Origin of the sequence: Streptomyces sp. AF1A (assembly GCF_047340315.1) — a bacterium.
Lineage (GTDB): Bacteria > Actinomycetota > Actinomycetes > Streptomycetales > Streptomycetaceae > Streptomyces.
Genome location: NZ_JBLEBI010000093.1, coordinates 1 through 25,259, shown reverse-complemented (window position 1 = coordinate 25,259; position 25,259 = coordinate 1). Strand labels below are relative to the sequence as shown.

The 25,259-nt window shown below is 71.9% G+C and carries 17 protein-coding genes and 1 pseudogene; 9 read left to right on the top strand and 9 right to left on the bottom strand.

Annotated features, from left to right (window positions below; all coding sequences use genetic code 11):
* The first annotated feature begins 312 nt into the window (after positions 1-312).
* Positions 313-762 (top strand): PTS glucose transporter subunit IIA, encoded by a 450-nt coding sequence (locus ACLU3S_RS22940; RefSeq protein WP_413953810.1) that lies wholly within the window; start codon positions 313-315, stop codon positions 760-762.
* 77 nt (positions 763-839) lie between these two features.
* Complete coding sequence (ptsP, locus tag ACLU3S_RS22935; RefSeq protein ID WP_413953809.1) at positions 840-2,510, top strand: phosphoenolpyruvate--protein phosphotransferase; 1,671 nt, start codon at positions 840-842, stop codon at positions 2,508-2,510.
* 87 nt (positions 2,511-2,597) lie between these two features.
* Here the strand turns inward: ptsP and ACLU3S_RS22930 are convergent, their stop codons facing one another.
* Together ACLU3S_RS22930 and ACLU3S_RS22925 are read right to left on the bottom strand one after the other, a co-directional pair.
* A complete protein-coding gene (locus ACLU3S_RS22930) occupies positions 2,598-3,491 on the bottom strand; it encodes a hypothetical protein (protein WP_413953808.1) in 894 nt (297 codons plus the stop codon).
* A 192-nt stretch (positions 3,492-3,683) separates the two neighbouring features.
* Positions 3,684-5,651: an acetoacetate--CoA ligase gene (locus ACLU3S_RS22925; RefSeq protein WP_413953807.1), complete on the bottom strand. Its 1,968-nt coding sequence runs from the start codon at positions 5,649-5,651 to the stop codon at positions 3,684-3,686.
* A 213-nt stretch (positions 5,652-5,864) separates the two neighbouring features.
* Between ACLU3S_RS22925 and ACLU3S_RS22920 the strand changes: the two genes are divergently transcribed.
* The gene (locus tag ACLU3S_RS22920) at positions 5,865-8,225 is read left to right on the top strand and encodes a glycoside hydrolase family 31 protein (RefSeq protein WP_413953806.1); all 2,361 of its coding nucleotides are present in this window, start codon (positions 5,865-5,867) and stop codon (positions 8,223-8,225) included.
* 10 nt (positions 8,226-8,235) lie between these two features.
* Here ACLU3S_RS22920 and ACLU3S_RS22915 read toward each other — a convergent pair whose 3' ends face one another.
* Positions 8,236-8,772, bottom strand: a complete 537-nt coding sequence (locus ACLU3S_RS22915) for an NUDIX domain-containing protein (RefSeq protein ID WP_413953805.1) — start codon at positions 8,770-8,772, stop codon at positions 8,236-8,238.
* A gap of 228 nt (positions 8,773-9,000) precedes the next feature.
* Here ACLU3S_RS22915 and ACLU3S_RS22910 point away from each other — a divergent pair, with 228 nt between their 5' ends.
* The 4 genes from ACLU3S_RS22910 to glpK all read left to right on the top strand — a co-directional run bounded on the left by ACLU3S_RS22910 (position 9,001) and on the right by glpK (position 13,540).
* Positions 9,001-9,447, top strand: a complete 447-nt coding sequence (locus ACLU3S_RS22910) for a Zn-ribbon domain-containing OB-fold protein (RefSeq protein WP_413953804.1) — start codon at positions 9,001-9,003, stop codon at positions 9,445-9,447.
* Entirely contained in the window at positions 9,444-10,634 is a 1,191-nt protein-coding gene (locus ACLU3S_RS22905) for a lipid-transfer protein (protein ID WP_413953803.1), read from the top strand. The genes ACLU3S_RS22910 and ACLU3S_RS22905 overlap by 4 nt, the downstream gene beginning before the upstream one ends.
* Positions 10,635-11,202: 568 nt before the next feature.
* Positions 11,203-11,952 carry an MIP/aquaporin family protein gene (locus tag ACLU3S_RS22900; RefSeq protein ID WP_413953802.1) on the top strand — a complete coding sequence of 250 codons (750 nt, stop codon included), beginning with the start codon at positions 11,203-11,205 and terminating at the stop codon, positions 11,950-11,952.
* Positions 11,953-12,019: 67 nt separating this feature from the next.
* Positions 12,020-13,540 (top strand): glycerol kinase GlpK, encoded by a 1,521-nt coding sequence (gene glpK, locus ACLU3S_RS22895; protein ID WP_413953801.1) that lies wholly within the window; start codon positions 12,020-12,022, stop codon positions 13,538-13,540.
* Positions 13,541-13,619: 79 nt separating this feature from the next.
* Here glpK and ACLU3S_RS22890 read toward each other — a convergent pair whose 3' ends face one another.
* Genes ACLU3S_RS22890 through ACLU3S_RS22870 form a run of 5 tightly spaced genes read right to left on the bottom strand, consistent with a single transcriptional unit; the run spans position 13,620 to position 21,491 of the window.
* Positions 13,620-14,225: a GTP-binding protein gene (locus tag ACLU3S_RS22890; protein WP_413953800.1), complete on the bottom strand. Its 606-nt coding sequence runs from the start codon at positions 14,223-14,225 to the stop codon at positions 13,620-13,622.
* Entirely contained in the window at positions 14,206-17,844 is a 3,639-nt protein-coding gene (locus ACLU3S_RS22885; RefSeq protein ID WP_413953799.1) for a hydantoinase B/oxoprolinase family protein, read from the bottom strand. The genes ACLU3S_RS22890 and ACLU3S_RS22885 overlap by 20 nt, the downstream gene beginning before the upstream one ends.
* A gap of 24 nt (positions 17,845-17,868) precedes the next feature.
* Positions 17,869-18,264 carry a DUF742 domain-containing protein gene (locus ACLU3S_RS22880; RefSeq protein ID WP_413953798.1) on the bottom strand — a complete coding sequence of 132 codons (396 nt, stop codon included), beginning with the start codon at positions 18,262-18,264 and terminating at the stop codon, positions 17,869-17,871.
* 9 nt (positions 18,265-18,273) lie between these two features.
* Positions 18,274-18,708: a roadblock/LC7 domain-containing protein gene (locus ACLU3S_RS22875; protein ID WP_413953797.1), complete on the bottom strand. Its 435-nt coding sequence runs from the start codon at positions 18,706-18,708 to the stop codon at positions 18,274-18,276.
* On the bottom strand, positions 18,705-21,491 hold the full coding sequence (locus tag ACLU3S_RS22870; protein ID WP_413953796.1) for a nitrate- and nitrite sensing domain-containing protein: 2,787 nt from the start codon (positions 21,489-21,491) through the stop codon (positions 18,705-18,707). Before ACLU3S_RS22870 ends, ACLU3S_RS22875 begins: the two co-directional genes overlap by 4 nt.
* A gap of 419 nt (positions 21,492-21,910) precedes the next feature.
* On the opposite strand from ACLU3S_RS22870, the gene ACLU3S_RS22865 reads away from it, so the two are divergent.
* Complete coding sequence (locus tag ACLU3S_RS22865; protein WP_413953811.1) at positions 21,911-22,438, top strand: hypothetical protein; 528 nt, start codon at positions 21,911-21,913, stop codon at positions 22,436-22,438.
* A gap of 447 nt (positions 22,439-22,885) precedes the next feature.
* Positions 22,886-23,629: an IclR family transcriptional regulator gene (locus ACLU3S_RS22860; RefSeq protein WP_413953795.1), complete on the top strand. Its 744-nt coding sequence runs from the start codon at positions 22,886-22,888 to the stop codon at positions 23,627-23,629.
* Between the two features lie 421 nt (positions 23,630-24,050).
* On the opposite strand, the pseudogene ACLU3S_RS22855 reads toward ACLU3S_RS22860, so the two are convergent.
* Positions 24,051-25,259, bottom strand: a pseudogene (locus tag ACLU3S_RS22855) (hypothetical protein); the annotation flags it as partial.

The window sequence follows — 25,259 nt, the reverse complement described above, 5'->3', positions numbered from 1 at the left end:
AAACTCTATCAGGGTTTTTCCACCTCTCTGACCACCCCCCTGCAGACATGCAGAAGGGGATCCAGAGATAGGATCCGACGAGTTTGGGTACCGCTGAGCCGCGAGCGCTTTCGCGCCGCCTCGCCTCAAGCGGGAGTACGACTGTACACGGGGTCTTGAAGCGGGTGCAAATCCGCCGGGTTGGTGGTCTAGACCACTAGCTGATAGCTTCCATCCGGAACCGCCACTTCACATGACATACCCTGCTGCTCAGTGCGCCGTCCGGGTCAGCCAGTGACGGCCCGTGAGCAGCTCCACCTCTGGGAGGCTCCCATGACCACCGTGACGTCCCCGCTCGCCGGACGCGCCATCGGACTGGCCGCAGTGCCGGATCCGGTCTTCTCCGGGGCCATGGTCGGCCCCGGTACCGCGATCGACCCAGTGCGAGAGCCTTCCGAGGCAGTGGCGCCCGTGGACGGCGTCATCGTCTCCCTGCACCCTCATGCCTTCGTCGTGGTGGACGAGAGCGGACACGGGGTGCTCACGCACCTCGGTATCGACACGGTCCAGCTCAACGGCGAGGGTTTCGAGCTGCTCGTGCACAAGGGCGACACCGTGACCCGCGGCCAGGGCATCGTGCGCTGGAACCCCGCCGCGGTGGAGGCCGCCGGCAAGTCCCCGGTGTGCCCCGTGGTGGCGCTGGAAGCCACGGCCGATTCCCTCTCCGAGCTCCGCGACAGCAGTGACGTGAAGCCCGGCGACAGTCTCTTCTCCTGGAGCTGACGGCAGTGCCGTCACAGGACGGCGAACTGGACAACGACCGCGGCGGCGGGCCCGCCGCACTATCGGAGACGGGTGAGATGGAGACAACGCTGCGAGGCGTCGGCGTGAGCCATGGCGTGGCGATCGGCGAGGTTCGGCACATGGGCACGGCGGTGCTGGAGCCGCCGGCCAAGCAGATCCCCGCCGAGGAGGCCGAGCGGGAGCAGGGGCGCGCCCGCCAGGCCGTGGATGCCGTGGCCGCCGACCTGATGGCGCGCGGCCACCTGGCGGGGGGCGAGGCCCAGGCGGTGCTCGAGGCGCAGGCCATGATGGCCCAGGACCCCGAGCTGATGGCGGACGTGGAGCGGCGGATCGCCGTCGGCAGCACCGCCGAACGAGCCGTGTACGACGCGTTCGCGGCGTACCGGGAGCTGTTGGCCGGCGCCGGTGAGTACCTCGCCGGCCGGGTGGCCGACCTCGACGATGTGCGGAACCGTATCGTCGCCAGGCTGCTGGGCGTGCCGATGCCGGGCGTCCCGGACAGCGACCGGCCCTATGTCCTGGTGGCGCGCGATCTGGCTCCTGCCGACACGGCGCTGCTGGACCCGTCTCTGGTGCTCGGTTTCGTGACCGAGGAGGGCGGTCCGACCAGTCACAGCGCGATCCTGGCCCGGGCGCTGGGCGTGCCGGCCGTCGTGGCTCTGCCGGGTGCGGGCGAACTGGCCGAGGGCGCGGTCATCGCCGTCGACGGCAGCACCGGTGATGTCTTCGTGAACCCCAGTGAGGAGAAGAAGGCGGAGCTGGAGGCCGCGGCCGAGGAGCGGAAGGCCGCGCTGGCGGCCTCGACCGGGCCGGGGGTGACGGCGGATGGGCACAAGGTCCCGCTGCTGGCCAACGTCGGCGGCCCGGCGGACGTGCCCGCAGCCGTGGAGGCCGGGGCCGAGGGCGTCGGTCTGTTCCGCACCGAGTTCCTGTTCCTGGACGACAGCAAGAACGCTCCTTCCGAGGAGAAGCAGGTGACCGCCTACCGCCAGGTGCTGGAGGCGTTCCCCGAGAGCCGTGTGGTCGTGCGGGTACTGGACGCGGGTGCGGACAAGCCGCTGGACTTCTTGACTCCCTCGGACGAGCCGAACCCGGCGCTGGGTGTGCGTGGCCTGCGGACGCTGCTCGACCATCCCGAGATCCTGCGCACGCAGCTGACCGCGCTGGCGCGGGCCGCCGAGGGGCTGCCCGTCTATCTCGAGGTGATGGCGCCCATGGTGGCGGACCGCACGGACGCGAAGGCGTTCGCGGACGCCTGCCGTGCCGCGGGGCTGCAGGCGAAGTTCGGGGCCATGGTCGAGATCCCGTCGGCCGCGCTGCGGGCGCGATCGATCCTGCAGGAGGTCGAGTTCCTGTCCCTGGGGACCAACGACCTCGCGCAGTACACGTTCGCCGCGGACCGCCAGGTGGGCGCGGTGTCACGGCTCCAGGACCCGTGGCAGCCGGCGCTGCTGGACCTGGTCGCGCTGTCCGCCGAGGCGGCCAAGGCCGAGGGCAAGAGCTGCGGTGTGTGCGGTGAGGCCGCGTCCGATCCGCTGCTGGCCTGTGTGCTGACCGGCCTGGGTGTCACCTCCCTGTCCATGGGTGCCGCGTCGATTCCGTATGTCCGGGCGACGCTGGCGAAGTACACGCTGGCGCAGTGCGAGCGGGCCGCATCGGCCGCGCGTGCTGCGGACAGCGCCGAGGAGGCGCGCAGCGCGGCTCAGGCGGTGCTGTCCGGCGAGTAGTCGGACCGGCGCCCGTGGTGGCCGGGTCAGGGGCGTCCCGCCTCCGGGTGGGACGCCCCTGGTGCGTTCGGCGTCTTCGGGAGGCGGTCAGTGGTGGTGTCCTTCCGTGGCGCCGTCCTCTCCGAGATCGGGTGGCTCGCAGTAGTCGACGCCGGGTTCGGGAGAGATGAGGTCGCCGGATTCGACGTCGGTGCAGTAGGCGTCGAACACCTCGGAGGCGGTGAGCGGTTCGAGGCGGCCACCGCGCAGCCGCCAGCCGTGGACGCGGTCTGGCGTGCCGGGTGCGGTGGCACGCAGGACGAGTCCACCGGGGCTTCGGGTCGCGAGGCCCAGGGCGAGGACGCTCGTGAATTCCAGGGCCTCGGCCTCGTCGAGGCGGGTGTCGCCGTCGGTGTCCTGGTCGGCGTGCAGGACGGAGACGAGGGTGTCGGGTGGTCCGGCGACGCTGCAGACGAGGTGGCGCTCGCCGGGCGGTGCGGTGTCGAGGATGCGGACGAGCAGGTCGGAGGCGCGGTTGAAGGCCGCCCGGCCGATGTCCTCACCGCAGGTCGGGCAGGGGCCGAGGCGGGTCAGGAGGGTGGTGGCGTACTCCCAGGTGGCCTTGCGTACCGCTTCGTCGACGAGGGCCGGCACGAGTGCGGTGAGCGGGCTGCCGTCGTAGGGGATGGTGGGTCCGGTGGCGGCGAGTTCCGCGGTGAACCGGGTCCGGCTTGCGGGGAGGTCGGGGTCGAGGCCGGTCTCGGCGCAGAATTCCGCGTACTCCTCGGGGTCGAAGAGGGCGAGGCTGGTGTGTCCGCCCTGGGCTGCGCGGATTTTGAGGACGGCCTCGATCTGCTGGAGGTAGGTGGTGTGGTCGTCGAAGGTGAAGCTCCGGTAGCGCCGCATGGCACGGAAGTCGTGTTCGTCGGTGAGCAGGCCGATGGTGCCGGCGATCTCCCGGCGCAGTGCGCGTCGCATGGTCCGGTCGTCGGTGTGCGCCATGTTTCCCCCTGTACGCAGTCGATCAATGCTCACTCACAGTAACCGGCGGCACTGACAACGGAGGTCGGCGTGGGCCGGTCGGCACTGAATCCGCTGGTCACGACGGGAGAGCGGCGGAAGGGGACGGCGGCCCCGGACGTCGCCGTGCTCGGTGACGTCCGGGGCCGCTGGGGTCGGGTGAGGCGCCGGCGGTCAGGCGCGCTTGCGGGCCAGTTCCTCGTAGAAGGCGAGCAGGCCGAGGTCGTCGATGGAGCCGGGGTTGACCGCCTTGTGCAGCGGCGTGCCCTGCAGCAGGCGCTTGACGGGTACCTCGATGCGCTTGCCGGTGAGTGTGTGCGGGACGCCGGGCACTTCGATGATCTCGTCGGGGATGTGGCGGGGGGAGAGCTGTTCGCGGATGGCCTGCTTGATCCGGTGCTGGAGGGCCTCGTCCAGGACGGCGCCGGGAGCGAGGTGCACGAACAGGGGCATCCAGTAGCCGCCGTCGGGCTGTTCGATGCCGACGACCAGGGATTCCTTGATCTCGGGCAGCCGCTCGACCACCTCGTAGATGTCGGCGGAGCCCATGCGCACGCCCTGCCGGTTGAGGGTGGAGTCGGACCGGCCGTGGATGATCACGGTGCCGCGTGAGGTGAGCGTGATCCAGTCGCCGTGGCGCCAGACCCCGGGGTAGGTGTCGAAGTAGCTTTCCCGGTAGCGCTCGCCGTCGGGGTCGTTCCAGAAGCGGATCGGCATGGACGGCATGGGATTGGTGACCACGAGTTCGCCGACCTCGTCGATGAGGGGTTTGCCGCTGGGGTCCCAGGACTGCAGGTCGGTGCCGAGGCCGGGTGCCTGGAGCTCGCCGGTGTGGACGGGGAGGGTGGGGACGGCTCCGGCGAAGCAGGAGCAGACGTCGGTGCCGCCGCTGACCGAGGCGATCCACAGGTCGTCGCGGACCTCGTCGTGCAGCCAGCGGAATCCGTCGGGCGGGAGCGGCGAGCCGGTGGTGGCGACGCACTGCACCGTGGAGAGGTCGTAGTCCCGGGCCGGGTGGACGCCGGCCTTGCGGCAGGCCATGACATAGGCGGCGGAGGTGCCGTAGAGCGTGGCTCCGGTGCGTTCGGCCACCCGCCACTGCGCGCCCGTGTCCGGGTAACCGGGGCTGCCGTCGTACAGGATGATCGTCGTTCCGGTGAGCAGGCCGGAGACGAGGAAGTTCCACATCATCCAGCCGGTCGAGGTGTACCAGAAGAAGCGGTCCTCGGGGCCGAGGTCGCAGTGCAGGCCCAGCTGCTTGAGATGTTCGACCAGGATGCCGCCCTGGGACTGGACGATGGCCTTGGGCAGGCCGGTCGTGCCGGAGGAGTACAGCACCCACAGCGGGTGGTCGAAGGGCACCTGCTCGAAGACGGGTTCGGCGTCGGCGGCCGTCAGGGCCGACCACTCCAGGGCGCCTTCGGGTGCGTCGGTGCCGAGGAGCGGGATGTGGACGACCGCGCGCAGGGTGGGCAGCTCGCGGCGCAGCTGGGCGACGGTCTCCCGGCGGTCGTGTTCCTTGCCGCCGTAGCGGTAGCCGTCCACCGTGAACAGGACGACCGGCTCGACCTGCTGGAAGCGGTCGAGGACGCTGCGGGCGCCGAAGTCGGGGGCACACGAGGTCCAGACGGCGCCGACGGCGGCTGTGGCGAGGAGTGCGACGACGGCCTGCGGGATGTTGGGGAGGTAGCCGCTGACGCGGTCGCCGGGGCGTACCCCGAGGGCGCGGAGTTCGCCGGCCAGGGAGCCGACCTGGCGGCGCAGCTCGGACCAGGTCACCGGGCGGGGTTCGTGGGTCTCGTCCACGTGGAGGAGGGCTGGTTCGTCCGCGCGGTCGGCGGCGGCGCGCAGGGCGTGCTCGGCGTAGTTCAGGGTGGCTCCCGGGAACCACTGGGCGCCGGGCATGGCGCGGTCGCCCAGCACGCGCGCGTAGGGCGTCGAGAACCGTACGTCGAACCAGTCGGTGACCGCTTTCCAGAAGGTGTCCAGCTGCTCGACGGACCAGCGGTGCAGGGCCGGGTAGCCTCCCTCGGCCGGAGCCCCGTGGTGTTCGGCGGCCCATGCCTGGAACTTGGTGATGCGTGCCTCGGCGATCCGCTCGGGATCGGGCTGCCAGAGCGGCTGGGGGTTCGCGGTCGACATGTGCGGCTCCCGGACTGTGCGCGTCGTGTGCGTCGGTCCGCGCACGGGCTGGGGTGTGCGCGTGACGCGGCTGACAGGGACGATGCCATGTGATCGACTTCTGCACCAGGGTGCGCCCCACATAGTCCGTGTCGCGAAGATGTGGTCCCGGCATGGGTGAACGGCAGTTGAACGACACGCCGGCGCGGGGCGCTGGGTGACAGGGTGAGCAGCATGGACGGTCGTGACCTGGTGCGTTCGGTGAGGGTGGTCGGCTCGGGGAGGGGTGCTCTGGGGTTGCGCACCGTGCGGGCAGCGTGGCGCCGGAGGCGGATCGATGCGGCCGGACTGCCGCGGCGGGGTGCCGAGCGTGCACGGGTTCCGGGCCAGGTGGAGAGCGTGGAGCCGGGGCCGGGGGGCGGTGTGATCCGGTTCAGCCGGTCCGAGCTGCGCATCACCGTGACGGTGAACGGGGCCGTCTTCTGGGGCTGGGACGGGTCGGGCCCGCAGCCGTCGTACGCGCTCACGGGGGGCTGTCCCGAACCGGATCCTCGGGCGGTGCTGGAGCCGGACAAGGACGGTGGCTGGCGGGTGGTCGCCGAGCGCGTGACGGTCGTCGTCTCGCGGCACGGTGCGGTGGAGGTGTGCACCCCGGGCGGGGTCACCCTGCGGCGGGACCTTCCGCCGCGCTGGTGGGAGCCCGTCGACGGGGGCACGGCGAGGTGGATGCAGCGGTCGGAGGTGGCGGCCGACGCCCGGTTCTTCGGCCTGGGCGGGCGGGCGTCGGGTCCCCGGCTGCGGGACGGCACGTACCGGCTGTGGAACACCGATCCCGGGCGTGCGTTCGCCCCGGACGACGATCCGCTGTATCTGACCATGCCGGTGCAGCTGGTGGTGGCGGATGCCGGCACCCATCTGCTCTTCCACGACACCACCTGGGACGGCACGGTGGTCCTGCGGGAGGGCGAGGAGGGCGCGGGGTCCGGGCACGACCAGGTGGGGCGCTGCGAGGTGCGGATGGACGGCGGTCCGCTGCGCTGCTGGGTGATGGTGGGCACTCCCGCGCGCGTGCTGCAGACCTGGGCGTCCCTGACCGGTGCGCCCGCGCTGCCCCCGGCGTGGGCGCTGGGCCACCACCATGCGCGGTGGGGCTTCGGCAGCGAGCAGGAGGTACGCCGGATCGTCGCCGGCTATCAGGAGCGCGATCTGCCCCTGGACGCCGTTCATCTGGACATCGACCACTACGACGACCATCAGGTCTTCACCGTCGACCGGGAGCGCTTCCCGAAGCTGCCCGTTCTCGCCGAGGAGCTGCGGCGCAGCGGTGTCCGGCTGGTGTCGATCGTCGATCCGGCCGTGAAGGCGGCGCCGGGGAACTCCGTGTACGACGGCGGGGCGGCCGTGGACGCGTTCGTGCGGGACGCCTCGGGGCGGACGGTGCTGGGTGTGGTGTGGGCCGGCGAGTCGGTGTATCCGGACTTCACGCACGCGCGCGTGCGCTCATGGTGGGGCGGGCTGTACGAGGAGCGGCTCGGTCAGGGTTTCTCCGGGTTCTGGCACGACATGAACGAGCCGACGTCGTTCCACGCCTTCGGTGAGCCGACGCTGCCGCGTTCCGCCCGGCACGCGCTGGAGGGGCGCGGAGGCGATCACCGGGAAGCGCACAACGTGTACGCGCTGTGCATGGCGCGTGCGGCGTACGAGGGATTGCGCGAGCTTGCGCCTCAGGAGCGGCCGTTCCTGTTCACGCGCTCCGGCTGGGCGGGCGTCCAGCGTTACGGCGGCACCTGGTCGGGGGACGTGGCGACGGGCTGGCCCGGACTGCGGGCCTCCCTGTCGCTGGTCCTGGGACTCGGGCTGTGCGGGGTGCCGTACTCGGGGCCGGACGTGGGCGGTTTCGACGGCAGTCCGTCGCCGGAGCTGTACCTCAGGTGGTTCCAGCTCGGTTCGTATCTGCCGCTGTTCCGCACGCACGCGAGTCTGCGGGCGGGTCGCAGGGAGCCGTGGGAGTTCGGCCCGGAGGTGCTGGAGCACGCGCGCGTGGCGCTGCTGGAGCGCCGGCGACTGCTGCCCTACTTCGTGACGCTGGCGCATCTGGCCCGGCGGACGGGGGCTCCGTACGTCCGTCCGCTGTGGTGGGGGGCGCCGGAGGACCGGTCGCTGCGCGACTGCGAGGACACGTTTCTGCTGGGCGACGGTCTGCTGGTGGCTCCGGTCCTGGAGCCGGGTGCCGACCGGCGCGCGGTGCGTCTGCCGCGCGGCCGGTGGTACGACACGGTGACCGAGCAGGCGTACGAGGGACCGGGGCAGGTTCTCGTGGACGCGCCCCTGTCCCGGATACCGGTGCTCGCGCGTGCGGGCGCGGTGGTGCCGGTGCGCCGCGCCGACGGGGGGCTGGAGCTGGAGGTGTGGGCTCCCGCGCGCGGTCGTACGGGGGGCGGGCTGGTCGTGCCGGACGCGGGCGACGGGTGGGACGAACCGGAGATCGAACGCTACGTCGTCCGCCGGCAGGGCCGGCAGGTGGTGGTCACGCGCGAAGGGGAGGACGGCGCGAGTGAGCCGTCCTGCCCGGTGCGCGTCCGGGGGCTCGGCTGAGCCGCGCGCGTCAGATGTACCGGCCCTCGAACCAGGCCCGCGCCGCGATGGTGTGCAGCGGGAAGGCCAGTTCCTCGGGCCTGCGCAGGAGGTGCCAGCCCTCGGTCTCGTCCGTGGGGCCGGAGGGGGGCAGTCCCTCGGCCGGGCGTTCCGGAAGCAGTCCGAACAGCAGCAGGTGCCCGTCGGGCGAGCTCATGGCGTCCACGAGCCGCACGTCGCGCGCGGCGGCGTCGATGCCGGTCTCCTCCTTGAGTTCGCGTACGACGGCATGCTTCCAGTCCTCGCGGTCGTCGATGTAGCCGCCGGGCAGGGCCGTGCCTCCGCGTGCGGGGGCGACGGTGCGGGTGATGACGACGAGGGCGGTGCCCTTGGTGTCGTACACGGGCTGGAGCGCGATGGCGACCGGCAGCGGGTTGCGGTAGGCGACGGTCCCGCAGGACGGGCAGGTGCGCGGCCAGCCGGAAACGCCCTCTCCATAGGGCGCTCCGCAGCTCGAACAGTGCGAGCCCGGCACGGATTTGGCAGTTGGTCGGTGATTTTCGGACACGCGCGGACTGTATCCGATCACGGGAGGGACGTCTTCCGGAAGTGACGCACCCTTGAGCGGTCCGACCGCGTGAGGGGCGGCCGGAACCACCCCCGTCGGCCCCGGCCGCCCCTCACGTACCACGACGCCGATCGCGGCCGTTCGGTTCTCCGGACATGCCCTGCTCTTTTGCGCCGCGGCGTGACACACTTCTGACGCTCCGTCAGGTCGAGGCAACGGGGAGGGGCTTTGCCGCACACACGGAAACCCGCGGTGGCGGGCTGGTTCACCGGCGAGGGCGACGACTTCCGGCTTCTGGGCACCCGGTGCTCGTCCTGTGCCTCGGTCTTCTTCCCGCGCGAGGACGCCCACTGCCGCAACCCGCACTGCGCGGGCGGCGTCCTCGAGGAGGTCTCCCTGTCCCCAAGGGGGCGGATCTGGTCGTACACCGACAGCAGATACCGTCCACCGTCACCCTATGTGAGTAATCCGGAACTTCCCTGGGAGCCCTACGCGTTGATCGCGGTGGAGCTGGAGTCCGAGCGGATCGTGGTGCTGGGACAGGCGGCTCCCGGGGTCACCGTCGCCGATCTGACGGTGGGCATGGAGGTGCAGGCCGTCCCGGGCGTGCTCCATGAGAACGCGGACACGACCTGGACGATCTGGCACTGGCGGCCGACGGGGGTGACGGCATGACGGCGGATGTGGCGGTGCTCGGCGTGGGCATGCACCCCTGGGGCAAGTGGGGGCGCGGCTTCGTGGAGTACGGGGCGGCGGCTGCGCGTGCGGCGCTCGAAGACGCCGGCATCGGCTGGCGGGACGTCGGCTCCATCGTGGGCGCGGACACGGTGCGCGGCGGATATCCCGGGTACGTCGCGGGGGCGGCGTTCGCCAAGGCGCTCGGCTGGCAGGGCGCCCGGGTCACCAGTGTCTACGCGGCCTGTGCGTCCGGGGCACAGGCGATCGCGACAGCACGGGCGCAGATCCTGGCCGGCCTCGCCGACGTCGTCCTCGTGGCCGGCGCGGACGCCGCGCCCAAAGGGTTCTTCCGGCCCGCGGGCGGAGACCGTCCCGACGATCCGGACTGGTTGCGCTTCCGGCTGCTCGGGGCGACGAATCCGGCGTACTTCGGGCTGTACGCGCGGCGGCGGATGGCCGTCCACGGCGACACCCCGGAGGACTTCGCGCTGGTCAAGGTGAAGAACTCGGTCATGGGAGCGCTGAATCCGTACGCCCGCTACCGCACGCGGGTCACCGCCGAGGAGGTCGCCGCCTCACCCGTGGTCGCCGATCCACTGCGGCTGCTCGACATCTGCGCCACGTCCGACGGCGGTGCGGCGCTGGTGCTGTCGAGCCTGGGGTTCGCACGGCGGCACGGCGCGAACCGGCCGGTGCGGATCCGAGCGGTGTCGACGGTGACCCCGCGCTTCCCGAACACGGTGCTCGACCTGCCGGACATCGCCACGGACTCGGCGGTCGCGGTGCAGCCCGCGGACGAGACGTTCCGCACGTCCATCGCCCGGACCGCCTATGAGGAGGCCGGCATCGGTCCCGAGGATCTGTCCCTGGCGGAGGTCTACGACCTGTCCACGGCCCTGGAGTTGCAGTGGTACGAGGATCTGGGGCTGTGCGGCGAGGGCGAGGGGGCCAAGCTCGTGAGGGAGGGCGCGACGGCTCCCGGTGGTCGGACACCCGTCAACACCAGTGGCGGCCTCGCCGCTTTCGGTGAGGCCGTGCCGGCGCAGGCCGTCGCCCAGGTCTGCGAACTGACCTGGCAGTTGAGGGGCGCCGCGGGCGACCGCCAGATATCCGGGGCACGCGTGGGGATCACCGCCAACCAGGGGCTGTTCGGGCATGGTTCGTCGGTGGTCGCGGTGAGATGAGCGGCAGGCCGCACCGGTTTCACCGTGGACGCCGAGCTGATCCGGTCGGTGGGGCGAGCGCGGAGCAGACGGTCGCCGGGCGCGCGCGAGTGGGCCATGTCGGCGGGGCGGCTTCCTGGTGCCGACGGGCGGGGAGGCGCTCGATGCACTGGTCCGCCGTGCGCGACGCACGCTCGTCGGCGGGCGGGCGGCCGGTCACCCACGAGGCGCAGTGCGCTACCGGCGAGCTCTGAACGGCCCTGCCGTATACGTTCGTTGAGGCGGTGGCCGACTGAAGGGTCGCTGTCACCGTCGCCGCCGGCAACCTTGACGCCCCCGTGACGCCGGTGAACACTTCCCGGTGTCAGCCGACATCGTCGTACATTCTCGGCGTTATCAGGCACTGTGCCACGGGTCTGTCCTGCTCGACCGCCCGTCCCTGCCCGGCGATCCGGCTGCCACGGCACGCTCGTCGCTGATGCCGGGCGGGGCGCGGAACCTCCCCGCCTTCGGCTGAAGTCGCCAAGGGAACCGTCCTGCACGACAGGGCCGGGGCCGATCGCCCCGCACCGGCGCCAAGGGAGCCGCCATGAGCAATGGAGACATATTCGTCGGCGAGGTCATCGGCACCGCGATCCTGGTCCTCTTCGGTGCCGGTGTCTGCGCCGCCGTCACCCTCAGATACTCCAAGGCACGGGCCTCGGGGTGGATCGTGATCGCGTTCGGGTGGGGCTTCGGTGTGCTCGCCGGCGCGTACACCGCCGCGCCGCTCTCCGGCGGTCAGATCAACCCGGCCGTCACCATCGGCATCGCCGTCGACACCGGCAAGTGGGGCAAGGTCTGGGTGTATCTGCTGGGACAGATCGTGGGCGCGATGCTCGGTGCCGTACTGGCGTACCTGGCCTATCTCGCCCAGTTCCAGGCCAACACGCGCAAGGAGGGCACCACCGAGGGAACCGCGGACGAGCCGTTGCCGACGCTCGGGATCTTCTCCACGATCCCGGAGATCCGCAATCCGGTCGCCAACCTCGTCACCGAGATCATCGCGACCGTGTCGCTGGTGCTGCCCATCCTCGCCTTCGGGCTGACGAGGGGGCTCGGCGAGTCCGGCACCACCGTGCTGATCGTCTCGCTGCTGGTCGTCGGGATCGGGCTCTCCCTCGGCGGCCCCACCGGCTATGCCATCAACCCGGCACGTGACCTCGGCCCGCGCATCGTGCACACCTTCCTGCCCATACCGAACAAGGGCACCTCCGACTGGGGTTACGCCTGGATCCCGGTCGCGGGCCCACTGATCGGCGGAGCACTCGCCGGCCTCATCTACCACGTGGCCTTCTGATCACGGTACGCCGCTTCCCTCGCGGCCCTCAGACCCAGCGACCCGACCCAGCGACCCAGGGACAGCCATGACGGACACCGTCGAGAAGTACGTCGCCGCCATCGACCAGGGCACCACGTCCAGCCGCTGCATCGTCTTCGACCACAGCGGCGCGATCGTCGCCGTCGACCAGCGCGAGCACCGCCAGATCTTCCCCAAGCCGGGCTGGGTGGAGCACGACGCCACCGAGATCTGGTCCAAGGTGCAGGCCGTGGTGGCCGGCGCGCTCGCCAAGGCCGGGCTGCGCGCGGACCAGTTGAGCGCGCTCGGCATCACCAACCAGCGGGAGACCACGGTCCTGTGGGACCGCGCCACGGGCAAGCCCGTGCACAACGCCATCGTCTGGCAGGACACCCGCACCGCCGGGCTGTGCAACGAACTGGGCGGCGCGGACGGGCAGGACCGCTTCCGCGAGCAGACCGGCCTGCCGCTGGCCAGCTACTTCTCCGGACCCAAGGCGGCCTGGCTGCTGGACCACGTGCCCGGGCTCAGGGAGCGCGCCACACGCGGCGAGATCGCCTTCGGCACCATCGACTCCTGGCTGATCTGGAACCTGACCGGCGGAACCGACGGCGGCCGGCATGCCACCGACGTCACCAACGCCGGGCGCACCATGCTGATGAACCTCGACACCCTCCAGTGGGACCCGGCCATCCTGTCCGCCATGAACGTGCCCGAGGCGGTCCTGCCCGAGATCAGGTCCTCCGCCGAGGTCTACGGCACCGCGGTCGGGCAGCTCGCCGGGGTGCCCGTGGCCTCCGCGCTGGGCGACCAGCAGGCCGCCGTGTTCGGGCAGGCCTGCTACGACGTCGGCACCGCCAAGAACACCTACGGCACCGGCAGTTTCCTGCTGCTGAACACCGGCAACCGGCCGGTGCCGTCCAAGAGCGGGCTCCTGACGACGATGGGCTACAAGATCGGCGGGGAGGCGCCGGTGTACTGCCTGGAGGGGTCCATAGCGATCACGGGTGCGCTGGTCCAGTGGTTCCGCGACCAGCTCGGCATCATCCGCACCGCCGACGAGATCGAGACGCTGGCGGCGAGCGTCGAGGACAACGGTGGCGCCTACATCGTGCCGGCGTTCTCCGGCCTGTTCGCACCGTACTGGCGCTCCGACGCACGCGGGGTCGTCACGGGCCTGACCCGCTACGTCACGAAGGCCCACCTCGCGCGCGCGGTGCTGGAGGCGACCAGCTGGCAGACCCGCGAGGTCGTGGACGCCATGTACCAGGACTCCGGGGTGCGGATCACCACGCTGAAGGTCGACGGCGGCATGACGAAGAACAATCTGCTCATGCAGCATCAGGCGGACGTCCTCGGCGTGCCGGTGATCCGGCCGCGGGTGTCGGAGACGACCTGTCTGGGCGCCGCCTACGCGGCCGGCCTGGCGACCGGCGTCTGGAACGACCTGGACGAGCTGAAGTCGCACTGGCAGAAGGACGCGGAGTGGACGCCGGCGATGGAGACGTCGGTGCGCGACCGCGAGTACCGCAACTGGCGCAAGGCGGTGGAGAAGAGCTTCGGCTGGCTGCAAGCGGACGACGCGTAGAAGTCGCCGCACGCGCGCGTGCTTCTCACCGAACCACGGCCCGTGCCCCGGTCGGCGGGGTGCGGGCCGTGCCCGCCGGTCAGCCGGTGACGGGCTGGCGGCGGCCGGCGGCGCACTCCATGGCGTGCTGCACGACGCCGATGAGCACCTCCTTGACGGACTCCCGCTCCCGGGCGTCACAGAACACGACGGGTACCTCGTCGTCCAGGTCGAGTGCCCGGCGAACGGAGTCCGCCGGGTGACGGGGGGCTCCTTCGAAGCAGTTGACGCCGACGAGGAAGGGTATGGAACGCCGCTCGAAGTAGTCCACCGCGGCGAAGCAGTCCTCCAGGCGGCGCGTGTCGGCGAGGACGACGGCACCGAGCGCGCCCGCGGACAGCTCGTCCCACATGAACCAGAACCGTTCCTGCCCGGGCGTGCCGAAGAGGTACAGCACCAGGTCCTCGCGCAGGGTGATCCGGCCGAAGTCCATGGCGACGGTGGTGGTGTGCTTGCCCTCCACACCGCTGGTGTCGTCGACCGGGCGCCCGGCCTCGGTGAGCAGTTCCTCGGTGCGCAGGGGCCTGATCTCGCTGACCGCGCCGACCAGGGTCGTCTTGCCGACGCCGAAGCCGCCGGCCACCAGGACCTTGAGCGTCACGGGCTCGACCGGGTGCTTGCCAGGCTCAGAACGCCCGAGGACCATCGATCTCTTCTCCTGCTTGACGGGGCTCGGGGGACGGCGGGCCGTAGCCGCCGCCACCGGGGGTTTCGATGACGAGTACGTCGCCGGGGCCGACGTCCGCGGAGCCGCTGCCGCCGAGGTCGGTGACCGTGCCGTCGTTGCGCTCCACCCGGTTCGCGCCGAGCGCTCCGGGTTCGCCGCCCGCCATGCCGTACGGGGGCACACGGCGGTGCTGGGAGAGGGTGGAGACGGTCATGGGTTCCAGGAAACGGATGCGGCGCACGGCGCCGTCGCCGCCGCGCCACCGTCCGGCGCCACCGCTCCCCCGCCGCACGGCGAACTCCTCCAGCCTCACCGGCAGCCGCCACTCGAGGACTTCGGGGTCGGTGAGCCGGGAGTTGGTCATGTGGGTCTGCACGACATCGGCCCCGTGGAAGCCGTCGCCCGCCCCCGATCCGGAGGCGACGGTCTCGTAGTACTGGTGGCGTTCGTTGCCGAAGCTGACGTTGTTCATGGTGCCGGAGCCCTCGGCCTGGACGCCGAGCGCCGCGTAGAGGGCGCCGGTGATGGCCTGGGAGGTCTCGACGTTGCCCGCGACGACGGCGGCCGGCGGCTCGGGGGCGAGCATGGAGCCGGGCGGCACCACGATGTCCAGCGGGCGCAGGCAGCCGTCGTTGAGCGGGATGTCGTCGGCGACCAGGGTGCGGAAGACGTACAGGACGGCCGCGTTGACGACCGCGAAGGGGGCGTTGAAGTTGGTGGTGAGCTGCGCGGAGGTGCCGGTGAAGTCGATGGTGGCGCGCCGCTCGACGCGGTCCACGCGCACGCGGACGCGGATGACGGCGCCCGAGTCGGTCTCGTAGGCGTACTCGCCGTCGTCGAGGGCGTCGATGACGCGCCGCACGGCCTCCTCGGCGTTGTCCTGGACGTGCCGCATATAGGCCTGGACGACGTCGAGGCCGAACTCGCCGATCATGCGGCGGACTTCGTCGACGCCCTTCTGGTTGGCGGCGATCTGCGCGCGCAGGTCGGCCAGGTTGGTGCTCGGGTTGCGGGAGGGGTGCCGTGCCTCGGTGAGCAGGCGGCGGGTCTCCTCCTCCCGGAAGCGGCCGTTCTCGGCGAGGAGCCAGTTGTCGAAGAGGACGCCCTCCTCGTCGATGGTGCGGCTGTGGGCGGGCATGGAGCCGGGGGCGATGCCGCCGATCTCGGCGTGGTGGCCGCGCGAGGCCACGTAGAAGAGGATCTTCGGGTGACTCTGCGTGTCGGTGGGGGCGTCGGTGTCGAAAACCGGGGTGATCACCGTGACGTCGGGCAGGTGCGTGCCGCCGTGGTACGGGTCGTTGACGGCGTAGGTGTCGCCCGGTCGCATCGAGGCGCCCCGGCGTCGGATCACCTCTTTGACGCTGGTGCCCATGGAGCCCAGGTGGACGGGGATGTGCGGGGCGTTGGCGACCAGGTTTCCGTCCGGGTCGAACAGGGCGCAGGAGAAGTCCAGGCGCTCCTTGATGTTGACGGACTGGGCCGTGGACTCCAGCCGGGCGCCCATCTGCTCGGCGATCGACATGAAGAGGTTGTTGAAGACCTCGAGGAGAACCGGGTCGACTTTTGTGTCGAGATCGGAACTCTCCGTGACCGCTACGCGTTCCATGACCAGATGCCCGTCGTCGGTCGCCACGGCCCGCCAGCCGTCGTCGACGACGGTCGTGGCGCCGGACTCGGTGATGATCGCGGGTCCGGTGACGGCCTCGCCGGGGGGAAGGGCCTCGCGGCGGTGCAGGGGTACGTCGCGCCAGGAGCCGCCGGTGTGGAGGCGGACGGTGTCGGGCGCGGCGGGCCGGCCCTCGTACGGGGCGAGGGCGGAGAGATCGGGGGGTGCGGTGATGCCGGTGGCTTCGACGGAGAGGGCTTCGACGACGATCGGACGGTCGAGCGTGAAGGAGTACGTGGCGCGATGACGTTCTTCGAAGGCGCACCTCATGGCGTCCGGCTCGGTCAGTTCCACCGTGAGGGTGGTGTCGGTTCCGTCGTAGCGGACCTGCGCGCGGCGGGTGACCCGGATGCGGTCCTCCGGGATGTCCTCGGCGACGAGTTCGGCGCGGGCGGCGGCTTCCAGGTCGTCCGCCGTCTTGCGGACGCCGGGCATGGCGGCGGCCTCGAGCGGGGCCTCGACGGACTGTTCGCGCATGGCGGTGGTGTCGGCGAGGCCGATGCCGAGCGCGGAGAGGACACCGGCCATGGGGGGTACGAGGACGGTGCGGATGCCGAGCGACTCGGCGACCCGGCACGCGTGCTGGCCGCCGGCCCCGCCGAAGGTGGTCAGGGCGTACCGGGTGATGTCGTGGCCCTTCTGGACCGAGATCCGCTTCACCGCGTTGGCGATGTTGGCGACGGCGATCTGCAGGTAGCCCTCGGCCACCTGTTCGGGGGTGCGCTCGTCGCCGGTGTGCTCGTGGATCTCGCGGGCGAGGGCGGTGAACCGGTCGCGGACGAGGCCCGCGTCCAGGGGCTGGTCGCCGCCGGGTCCGAAGACGGCCGGGAAGTGGCCGGGCTGGATGCGGCCGAGCATCACGTTGGCGTCGGTGACGGTGAGCGGGCCGCCGGCCCGGTAGCAGGCGGGGCCGGGGTCGGCGCCGGCCGAGTCGGGGCCGACCCGGTAGCGGGAGCCGTCGAAGTGCAGGACGGAGCCGCCGCCTGCCGCGACGGTGTGGATGTCCAGCATGGGTGCGCGCAGCCGGACTCCCGCGATCCGGGTGGTGAAGACGCGTTCGTACTCGCCGGCGAAGTGCGAGACGTCGGTGGAGGTGCCGCCCATGTCGAAGCCGATGACCCGGTCGAATCCCGCGCGCTGGGACATGCGCGCCATGCCGACGATGCCGCCTGCCGGGCCGGAGAGGATGGCGTCCTTGCCGCGGAACTGACCGGCCTCCGTCAGCCCGCCGTTGGACTGCATGAACATCAGGCGCACGCCCCGCAGTTCGTCGGCGACATGCCGCACGTACCGGCGCAGCACGGGCGAGAGGTAGGCGTCGACGACGGCGGTGTCCCCGCGTGGGACGAGCTTCATCAGCGGGCTGACCTCGCTGGACAGCGAGATCTGCGGGAATCCGGTGCGGGCGGCGAGTTCGCCGATCGCCCGCTCGTGCGCCGGGTGGAGGTGGCTGTGCAGGCAGACGACGGCGACCGCGCGGATCCCGTCGTCGTACGCCTGCCGCAGCGGGCCCGCCAGGGCGTCGAGGTCGGGGGCGCGCAGCACGGTGCCGTCGGCGGCGACGCGTTCGTCGACCTCGACGACCCGCTCGTCGAGCAGCTCGGGCAGTTCGATGCGGCGGGCGAAGATGTGGGGCCGGTTCTGGTAGGCGATGCGCAGGGCGTCGCGGAAACCGCGGGTGATGACCAGGAGGGTGCGTTCGCCCTTGCGCTCCAGGAGTGCGTTGGTGGCGACGGTGGTGCCCATGCGGACCGCGTCGACGGGCTCCCGGGAGTCGCCGAGGAGCGCGCGGACGCCGGCGACGGCCGCGTCGTCGTACCGGGCCACGTTGTCGGAGAGCAGTTTGTGGGTGAGCAGCCGGCCGTCCGGGCGGCGCGCGACGATGTCGGTGAAGGTGCCGCCTCGGTCGACCCAGAACTGCCAGCCTGTCACGTCGCTACTCCGCTTCCGCGCCGGTCACAGCGCCCGGAGGCCGTTGATCACGTCGCGCAGAATACTCTCGTCCGGCAGTTCGGCCGGGGGTACCGGGCGCGTGACATGGACGAGTTCCGCGTGCACGAGGTCGCCGATGAGGACGCGCACCACACCGAGGGGCAGGTCGAGCTCCGCGGCGAGCTCGGCGACCGACTGCGGGGTGCCCCGGCACAGTCCCAGGATCTCCATGTGCTCGGGGGACAGTGCCGGATCCGTTTCCGGGTCGCCGGCGTCGCTCTCCGTGACGACCACCGCGATCAGGTCGAGGCGGTGCTGGGCCGCACTCGTCGTGCGGCCGCGCGTCATGGCGTACGGACGGACGACCGGTCCCGCCTCGTCGTCGAACCAGTGGCTTCCTGCCTGACCGACTGCGCTCATGCCTTTCCACTACCCGCCTGCGGGCACATCGGTGCGCGCAGCGGTGCCCAGATGCACACCGACCCGCTTGACCAGGAGCGTCATCTCGTAGGCGACCTGCCCGACGTCGGAGTCGGCGTCGGAGAGCACGGCGAGGCAGCTGCCGTCCCCGGCGGCGGTGACGAACAGGAACGCGTCGTCCAGTTCCACCACCGTCTGCCGGACGCTGCCCGCCTCGAAATGACGGCCCACGCCCTTGGCGAGGCTGTGGAAGCCGGACGCGACGGCGGCCAGATGCTCGCTGTCCTCCCTGGTCAGGTCCTTGGAAACGCCCGTGGGCAGTCCGTCGCCGGACAGGATGACGGCCTTGCGGATGCTGGCGACCCGGTCGACAAATTCGTCCAGCAGCCAGTTCAGCTGCCCCTTGCCGGTCACGGTGTGGTCGGTCGCCTTCGGTGCGGTCATCGTCCGTCCCCCTCAGTCGTTCGTTGTGCTGTGCCGTTCCGGGCGCCGTCGCCCGCGGCGTTCTCCTTGCGGCCGCGCTGCCAGCCGCGCTGGAGCGAGGCCATCCGGCTGCGGACCTCCTCGGCGTCGCGGTCGGCGGGCTGTGCCGCAGGCTCGGTGCGTCGTTCGGTGTCCTGCTTGAGCTGGGGGGCCAGGCTGGCCTGCCGTACCCGCCGGGGCAGTGGCCCGGCTTCCGGCTCCCCCGTGTCGCCGGTGGGGCCGGCCGGGACGCCCGAGGCGGGCGGCGTGGGGCGGATCCGCCGGGGCAGGGCCGGGGCCCCGGGTGCCTCGTCCGCGCCGTCGGGCGGGACGTGCTGGGTGAGCTCGGCCGGGCGGCCGGCGGCCGTACCGCGGCGGCGGGGCAGCGGCGCCGGGCCCGCATCGGCGCGCTGCGGGCCGGCAGGGGTCTCTCGGTCCGGTCCGGTGCGTCGGGTGCGCGGCTCGGTGACCGGTTTCCCGTGCGAGCTGACCAGCTTCGGTGTCTGCCGCCGCGGCAGCGGCACGGGGCCGTGCTCGCCACTCTCCTCGGGTGCCGGGCGGTCTGGAGGCCGGGAGGCCGTGTGGTCGTCGGCGGGGTCGTCGGCCGGGTCACCGACACGGGAGAGGGACCGGCGGGGGCGGAAGAGTCCGCCGCGTTCGCTGTCCTCGTCCGCCAGGGTGCCCGGGAAGTCGTCCAGGACGTCGAGATCGACGGGCGCCTCCAGCTCCACGGGGCCGTCCAGCAGGGAGGTCGGCAAGCCGGGCAGCTGCAGCGGCACCCGGGAGCGACCGGCGCCCCGGCTCGTCGCCTGCCCGAGGTCCTTCGCGGGGCGCTCCCGGTCCAGGCGGAAGCCGATGCCGTTGGTGTCGGGGACCTCGTCGCTCAGCAGCGCGTCGGGGATGAAGACGACGGCGGTGGTGCCGCCGTAGGGCGACGGCTGGAGGGAGACACGCACGTTCTGGCGCTGGGCGAGGCGGCTGACCACGAAGAGGCCGAGCCGGTCGGTGTCCGACAGTTCGAACTCGGCGGTTTCGGCGAGCCGCAGGTTGGCGTCCAGCAGTGCCTCGGCCGTCATGCCCAGACCGCGGTCGTGGATCTCCAGGGTGAAGCCGTTGGCGACCCGCTCGCCGATGGCCTGAACGGCGGTGTGCGGGGGCGAGAACACCGTGGCGTTCTCCAGGAGTTCCGCCACGAGGTGGGTGATGTCGGCGACGGCCGGGCCGATGACGGCGACGCGTGGCAGGCGCCGGACCTCGATGCGCTCGTAGTCCTCGACCTCGGCGACGGCTGCGCGGACGACGTCCATCAGTTGCACGGGGCGGCGCCACTGCCGGGACGGTGCGGCCCCGGAGAGGATCACCAGGCCCTCGGCGTGCCGGCGCATGCGGGTGGTGAGGTGGTCCAGCCGGAAGAGGTCGGCGAGTTCCTCGGTGTCCTCGGTGCGGCGTTCCATGGTGTCCAGGAGCGTGAGCTGCTTGTGCAGCAGCACCTGGCTGCGCCGGGCGAGGTTGACGAAGACATCGGCGACGCCGGCCCGCAGCTCGGCCTGCTTGACGGCGGCCTCGACGGCGGCCCGCTGCAAGGTGTTGAGGGCCTGGCCCACCTCACCGATCTCGTTCTGGTCGTACTCCAGGCGCGGAACCTCGGTCTCGACGTCGACCTGTTCGCCGGCGGACAGGCGGCGCATCACGCTGGGCAGCCGGACGCCGGACGCCTCGTGCGCGTCCAGGCGCAGCTGCCGCAGGTCCCGGATGAGGCCGCGGCCGACCCGGACGGAGAGGACGACGGAGAACAAGAGGGCGATGAGGCCGAGCAGGCCCGCTACGGCGGCCTGTGTGATGACGCCCAGGGCGACGGGGTGCATGCGGTGCTGGAAGCGGTCGCCCGCCCGGTCGTCGAGGGTGCCGAGTTCGTCGAGGACGCTCGACGCGGTGGAGGCCCAGCTCTTGGCAGTGACGTCCCGGGGGGCGCCCGAGCCGGTGTCGATGGCGGACTGTTCGGCCATGCGCAGCGGGGCGGTTGCGGCGTTCTGCCAGAAGCGTTCGTAGCGTTCGCGCTCCGCGGCGGGCAGCAGCGGCAGGCTGATGTCGTACAGGAGCGTGCGCTGGGCGACGAGGTCGGAGAGGGTGCGGGTCTCGTCGCGGGTGAGCCGGCCCACGACGAGGGAGGAGCCGAGCAGCGCGTCCTCACGGGAGAGCAGTTCTCGGGCGCGGCTCATGTTGACCAGGGCACGGGACTGCTTGTCCATCCCGACGTCGTCGATGCTGTCGAGGCCGGCGAGCAGTGCGTAGCAGGGGTCGACGAGGCGGTTGTAGAGGTCGAAAGCCTGGGCGCGGGTGACGGTGCCGGCCTCGACGCCGCGGCGCAGCGGGGCGAGGCCGTCGAAGGCGTCCAGGACGTTGGTGAGTCGTTGGTTGCCGCCCGCGTCGGCGCCGTGGAGGAGGTCGTGTTCCTTTGCGTTCCTGCGGAGCCTGGCGACGGCCCGGTCCGTGGCGGTGCGGGAGCGCTGGAGCGCGGTGAGGGTGTCGGAGGCCCGCGGGTCGGCGAGATAGAGGAGGGTCTGGCGGCGCTCCTGCTGGAGGACGCCGACGATGTCCTCGGTGGGATGCCCGACGTCACGGGCGACGTCGGAGACGCGGAGCAGCCGGGTGGCTTCGCGTCCCGTGACCACCGCGGCGAAGCCCCAGACGGCGGTCAGGGACAGCAGCGGCACGAGAAGCAGCGCCACGATCTTCCGGCGGATCGACTTCCCGCGAAAGCGCATGGCCTCCCCCAGCTCGACCCCCACCGGCCGGGGGTGCACATGTGCGTCAACAAACGGCGCGAGCCTACTACCGCCTCGCAGTCAACTCGAAGACCTGTCTGGAAGGTGAATGTGCGTACCGGCGGCAGGCCGGGGCGAGTTGTCCGGGCATTGCGGGAGATTGCCACCGTGATGCGGCGGGGCGTCCGGGAGCGGACGAGGCGGCACGGACGGGCGGTTGGCCGGAATTTTTCGCCGATCGGGAATCTTCGCGGGCCGTCGTTCGTCGTTCTCCATGGGAAACGGGGGCGGAATGGGCCACAGGTGCCGCATCTCGCATCCCGGCGGCGTAAAACAGCGCAAGCCGGGCAGCCACTGGGGAGTCGGGGTCTTCGGACATCGGGGCGAGCGGTCTGCTGGCGGTGGGGAGTGACATGGTGATGGGCACGGCGGAGCGGCGCGAGGGGCCCGGCAGCAGTGTGGCGGAGCGCCCGGTGGCGCGGCGGGGTCCCCGTGCAAAAGATCATGGGGGGTCGCGGCAGCGCGCCGGCGAGTCCATGGGCGAACAGCGCGAAGAGTGCCGGCCGTTGTGGGTGGAGGAGCCCGCGCGGCGGCATCCGATGCCGGATCCGGTGCGCACCGCGGCGGTGCGGGCGCTCCTCGTGATCGCGGTGACGCTGATCCAGGCGATGGTGGCGTTCCTGTGCACGATGGCCGGGTCCTGGCTGGCGTTCCCCATGGTGATCAGCAGCGTGGTGAGCACGGTGGTGGCCACCTGGGCCGTGGTCGACGTGTGGGTGACCCGCCAGGTGTGGAACCAGCGGTACGGCGTGGTCTCCGAGCCGAGCAGCACGGCCCGCGCGCTGCGCCGCGAACGGCGCGCTCGCCGGCGCCAGGAGCGGGCCGCCCTGCGCGAGCAGGAGCGCATACGCCGGCGGGGCGGCACCGGGCAGTTGTCGCACTCCTGACCGGACGGGACTGTCTCCGGCCTCTTCCGGCCGCCGGAGCAGCCGCGCCCGGCTCGGCCGGCTGCGGCTGCACCCGCCGGAGTTGGTGCTGGGCCCGCGTGAGGGCGCGGGGCCGGTCCAGTCCGGGCGAGGTGGCCGACGCCGTCCTCGACGGTGACGCGACCCTGAGGGGAGTGGCCGACCGCCATGGGTCGGGTGGTCAGGGCCCGCTTCGGGAGCGGGACACTTCGGTACCATGATGTTTCGTATGGTGCGCGATTCAGCGCTATGCGCAACAGAATGCCGGGACGGCCGTCGCGTCAAGGCTTTCCGCAGATGCGGCCCTCATCGGGCCGACGGGTGGTGAGGGTTGTGCCCCGCACGCAGAGGCAGTCCGACCGCGGCGAGGGGACCACGGAGAGCACACGGGCACCGGAGAGGCAGAACGGCCGCGGAGCGGCCAGTGCGGTGCAGTCGGTCGACCGCGCCGTGAGCGTGCTGGAGATCCTCGCCCGGCACGGCGAGGCGGGCGTCACCGAGATCGCCGACGAGCTGGGCGTGCACAAGTCCACGGCGTTCCGGCTGCTCGGCGTCCTGGAGAACCGCGGCCTGGTGGCCCAGGCGAAGGATCGCGGCAAGTACTACCTGGGGGCCGGCGTACTGCGCCTGGCGGGGGCGGCGGCGGTGCGGCTGGACATCTCCCAGGAGGGCGTCCCGGTCTGCCGCGAGGTCGCCGACGAGCTGGGCGAGACGGTGAACATCGCGGTGCTGGACGACGACGCCGCGGTCAACATCATGCAGGCCCGCGGCACGGCCTCGGTGACCGCGCAGAACTGGCTCGGCAGACGCACCCCGCTGCACGCCACCTCCAGCGGCAAGGTGCTGCTCGCGCACATGCCGCCCACCCTGCGCGAGGGCATGCTGGCGCGCCCGCTGCACCGGTTCACGGACCGCACGATCACAGGCACGGCGATACTGCGGACCGAGCTGGAGGCCGTGGTGGAGCAGGGCTACGGCGTCACGGTCGAGGAGCTGGAGCTGGGCCTGGCCGCCGTGGCCGCGCCGGTGCGGGCCCACGACGGCGAGGTGATCGCGGCGATCAGCGTGTCGGGGCCGGTGTACCGGCTGAAACCGGACCGGTTGCCGGACGTGGCCGAGCGGACCGCGGCGGCCGGTGCGGAGCTGTCCCGCCGCATGGGATACGGCTTCTGACCGGTGCGCGCCCGACCGGCACCTTGTCGGCAACCCGAGACTGGGTACCCAGCACCCCGAGGCCGGGAACTCGGCACCCCGAGGCCGGGGAACTCAGCACCCCGAGGCCGGGGAATTCAGCACCCCGAGGAGCCGGGGGCTTCGAACTCACGGACACCGAACCGCGGCGCGCACCCCGTGATGCCCTTCTCAACACGTCCGCATCGCGCAACCCATCGTGCAGTGCGCAACAGTGGAGGCCTGTCATGCGGCACGAGGTCCGTGCCGTAGTCGGAGCTGGTGGGAGGCGGGCGTTCCGTCTGCCCCCAACGTGACCGAGGCGACGGCGCGCGGCACGGTTCGGCTGCGGGCCAGGGACCACCGGGACAAGCCCGAGGTCGACCCGCGACACGTCACGCGGGCCGAGCCGGACCGCTGAGGATCACGCCGGCTTCCGGAACATCCGTGTCGCCGTGATCTCGCTGTGCACCGCTTCTCCGGCCTGGGGCTGCTGGGGCAGTCCGGGCCGGAGGTGTTCCTCCACGCTGATGTACTTCAGGCCCGCCCGGAGGTCTGCGTCGTTGCGCAGGCGGATGACCAGCGGGAACTCGGCGAGCGCGGTGGTGTCGAACAGGCCGGTGGTGTACAGCAGCTGCACACCGAGCGCGTCGGACACGGCGCGCTGGAGCTCCAGCAGGTAGGTCGCGTTGGCCCGGCCGATCGGGTTGTCCAGGAACAGCGTGCCCGCGTGGCGGTGCTTGTCGCGGCCCCGGTCGTTGGAGCGCAGGGCGGCCATCGTGCAGTACAGCGCGATGGCCGCCGTCAGCAGCTGACCGCCCGAGAAGACGTCGCCCATCTGCCCGACGGGCACCCGCTCGGCCCGCAGCACGGCGTCCGGCTTGAGGATCTCCACCGCCACGCCCTTGGGCTGCAGCGCGGCCGCGACGCCGCGCAGCAGCAGGGACATGCCGTCGCGGCGCAGGTCGGAGTTCTTCTTCACGGCGGCGCGCGTGGCCTCGTCGATGACCTCGCCGAGCCGTTCGGTGAGGGTGGCCTGGTCGGGCTCCTCGAAGCGGATGCGCAGGAACTCCTGGCCGGACCACTCGCCCAGCCCCTCGGGCAGCCGGGACAGCCGCTGGGCGGACCTCAGCGTCGCCAGGGCCGACTCCACGAGACCGCGCAGCCGGTCCACGATGGAGTCGCGGTTGCGCTCCAGCTGCGCCAGCTCGTCGGTCAGCACGCGCAGGCGCGGCGCGAACGCGTCCGCCCACTTCTGCGCGTGTTCGGGCAGCGTGGACGCGGGCAGTTCACGGATCTGCTGCCGGGCGGGGGTGCGGACCTGTTCGTAGCGTGTGGAGTTGGCGTGCCGGACGAGCACGTCGCTCGCCTCGCGCACGGCCGCCTCGGCGGCGGACAGATCGGCGGCGCAGCCGCGCAGCGAGCGGCGGGCCTCGGCGGCGGAGTGCCGCGCCTCCTCCAGGCTGCCGGGGTACGGCTCCGGTTCCTCCTGCTCCTCCTCGGGGACGTGCTCGCGCAGCAGGTCGCGGAGCATCGCAGAGATCTCCTCGAAGCCGCCGGCCGCGTCCTCGGCCGCACGGTGGGCCTCCTGCAGCTCCGCGTGCGCCTCGCGGGCCTCGGCCAACGCCTCGGC

Coding starts and splice junctions, on each gene's coding strand:
- ACLU3S_RS22890 (WP_413953800.1), bottom strand. CDS start 14,225: ATGGTCCTCGGGCGTTCTGAGCCTGGCAAGCACCCGGTCGAGCCCGTG.
- ACLU3S_RS22905 (WP_413953803.1), top strand. CDS start 9,444: ATGACGGCGGATGTGGCGGTGCTCGGCGTGGGCATGCACCCCTGGGGC.
- ptsP (WP_413953809.1), top strand. CDS start 840: ATGGAGACAACGCTGCGAGGCGTCGGCGTGAGCCATGGCGTGGCGATC.
- ACLU3S_RS22920 (WP_413953806.1), top strand. CDS start 5,865: ATGGACGGTCGTGACCTGGTGCGTTCGGTGAGGGTGGTCGGCTCGGGG.
- ACLU3S_RS22925 (WP_413953807.1), bottom strand. CDS start 5,651: ATGTCGACCGCGAACCCCCAGCCGCTCTGGCAGCCCGATCCCGAGCGG.
- ACLU3S_RS22865 (WP_413953811.1), top strand. CDS start 21,911: ATGGGCACGGCGGAGCGGCGCGAGGGGCCCGGCAGCAGTGTGGCGGAG.
- ACLU3S_RS22875 (WP_413953797.1), bottom strand. CDS start 18,708: ATGACCGCACCGAAGGCGACCGACCACACCGTGACCGGCAAGGGGCAG.
- ACLU3S_RS22880 (WP_413953798.1), bottom strand. CDS start 18,264: ATGAGCGCAGTCGGTCAGGCAGGAAGCCACTGGTTCGACGACGAGGCG.
- glpK (WP_413953801.1), top strand. CDS start 12,020: ATGACGGACACCGTCGAGAAGTACGTCGCCGCCATCGACCAGGGCACC.
- ACLU3S_RS22900 (WP_413953802.1), top strand. CDS start 11,203: ATGAGCAATGGAGACATATTCGTCGGCGAGGTCATCGGCACCGCGATC.
- ACLU3S_RS22930 (WP_413953808.1), bottom strand. CDS start 3,491: ATGGCGCACACCGACGACCGGACCATGCGACGCGCACTGCGCCGGGAG.
- ACLU3S_RS22870 (WP_413953796.1), bottom strand. CDS start 21,491: ATGCGCTTTCGCGGGAAGTCGATCCGCCGGAAGATCGTGGCGCTGCTT.
- ACLU3S_RS22940 (WP_413953810.1), top strand. CDS start 313: ATGACCACCGTGACGTCCCCGCTCGCCGGACGCGCCATCGGACTGGCC.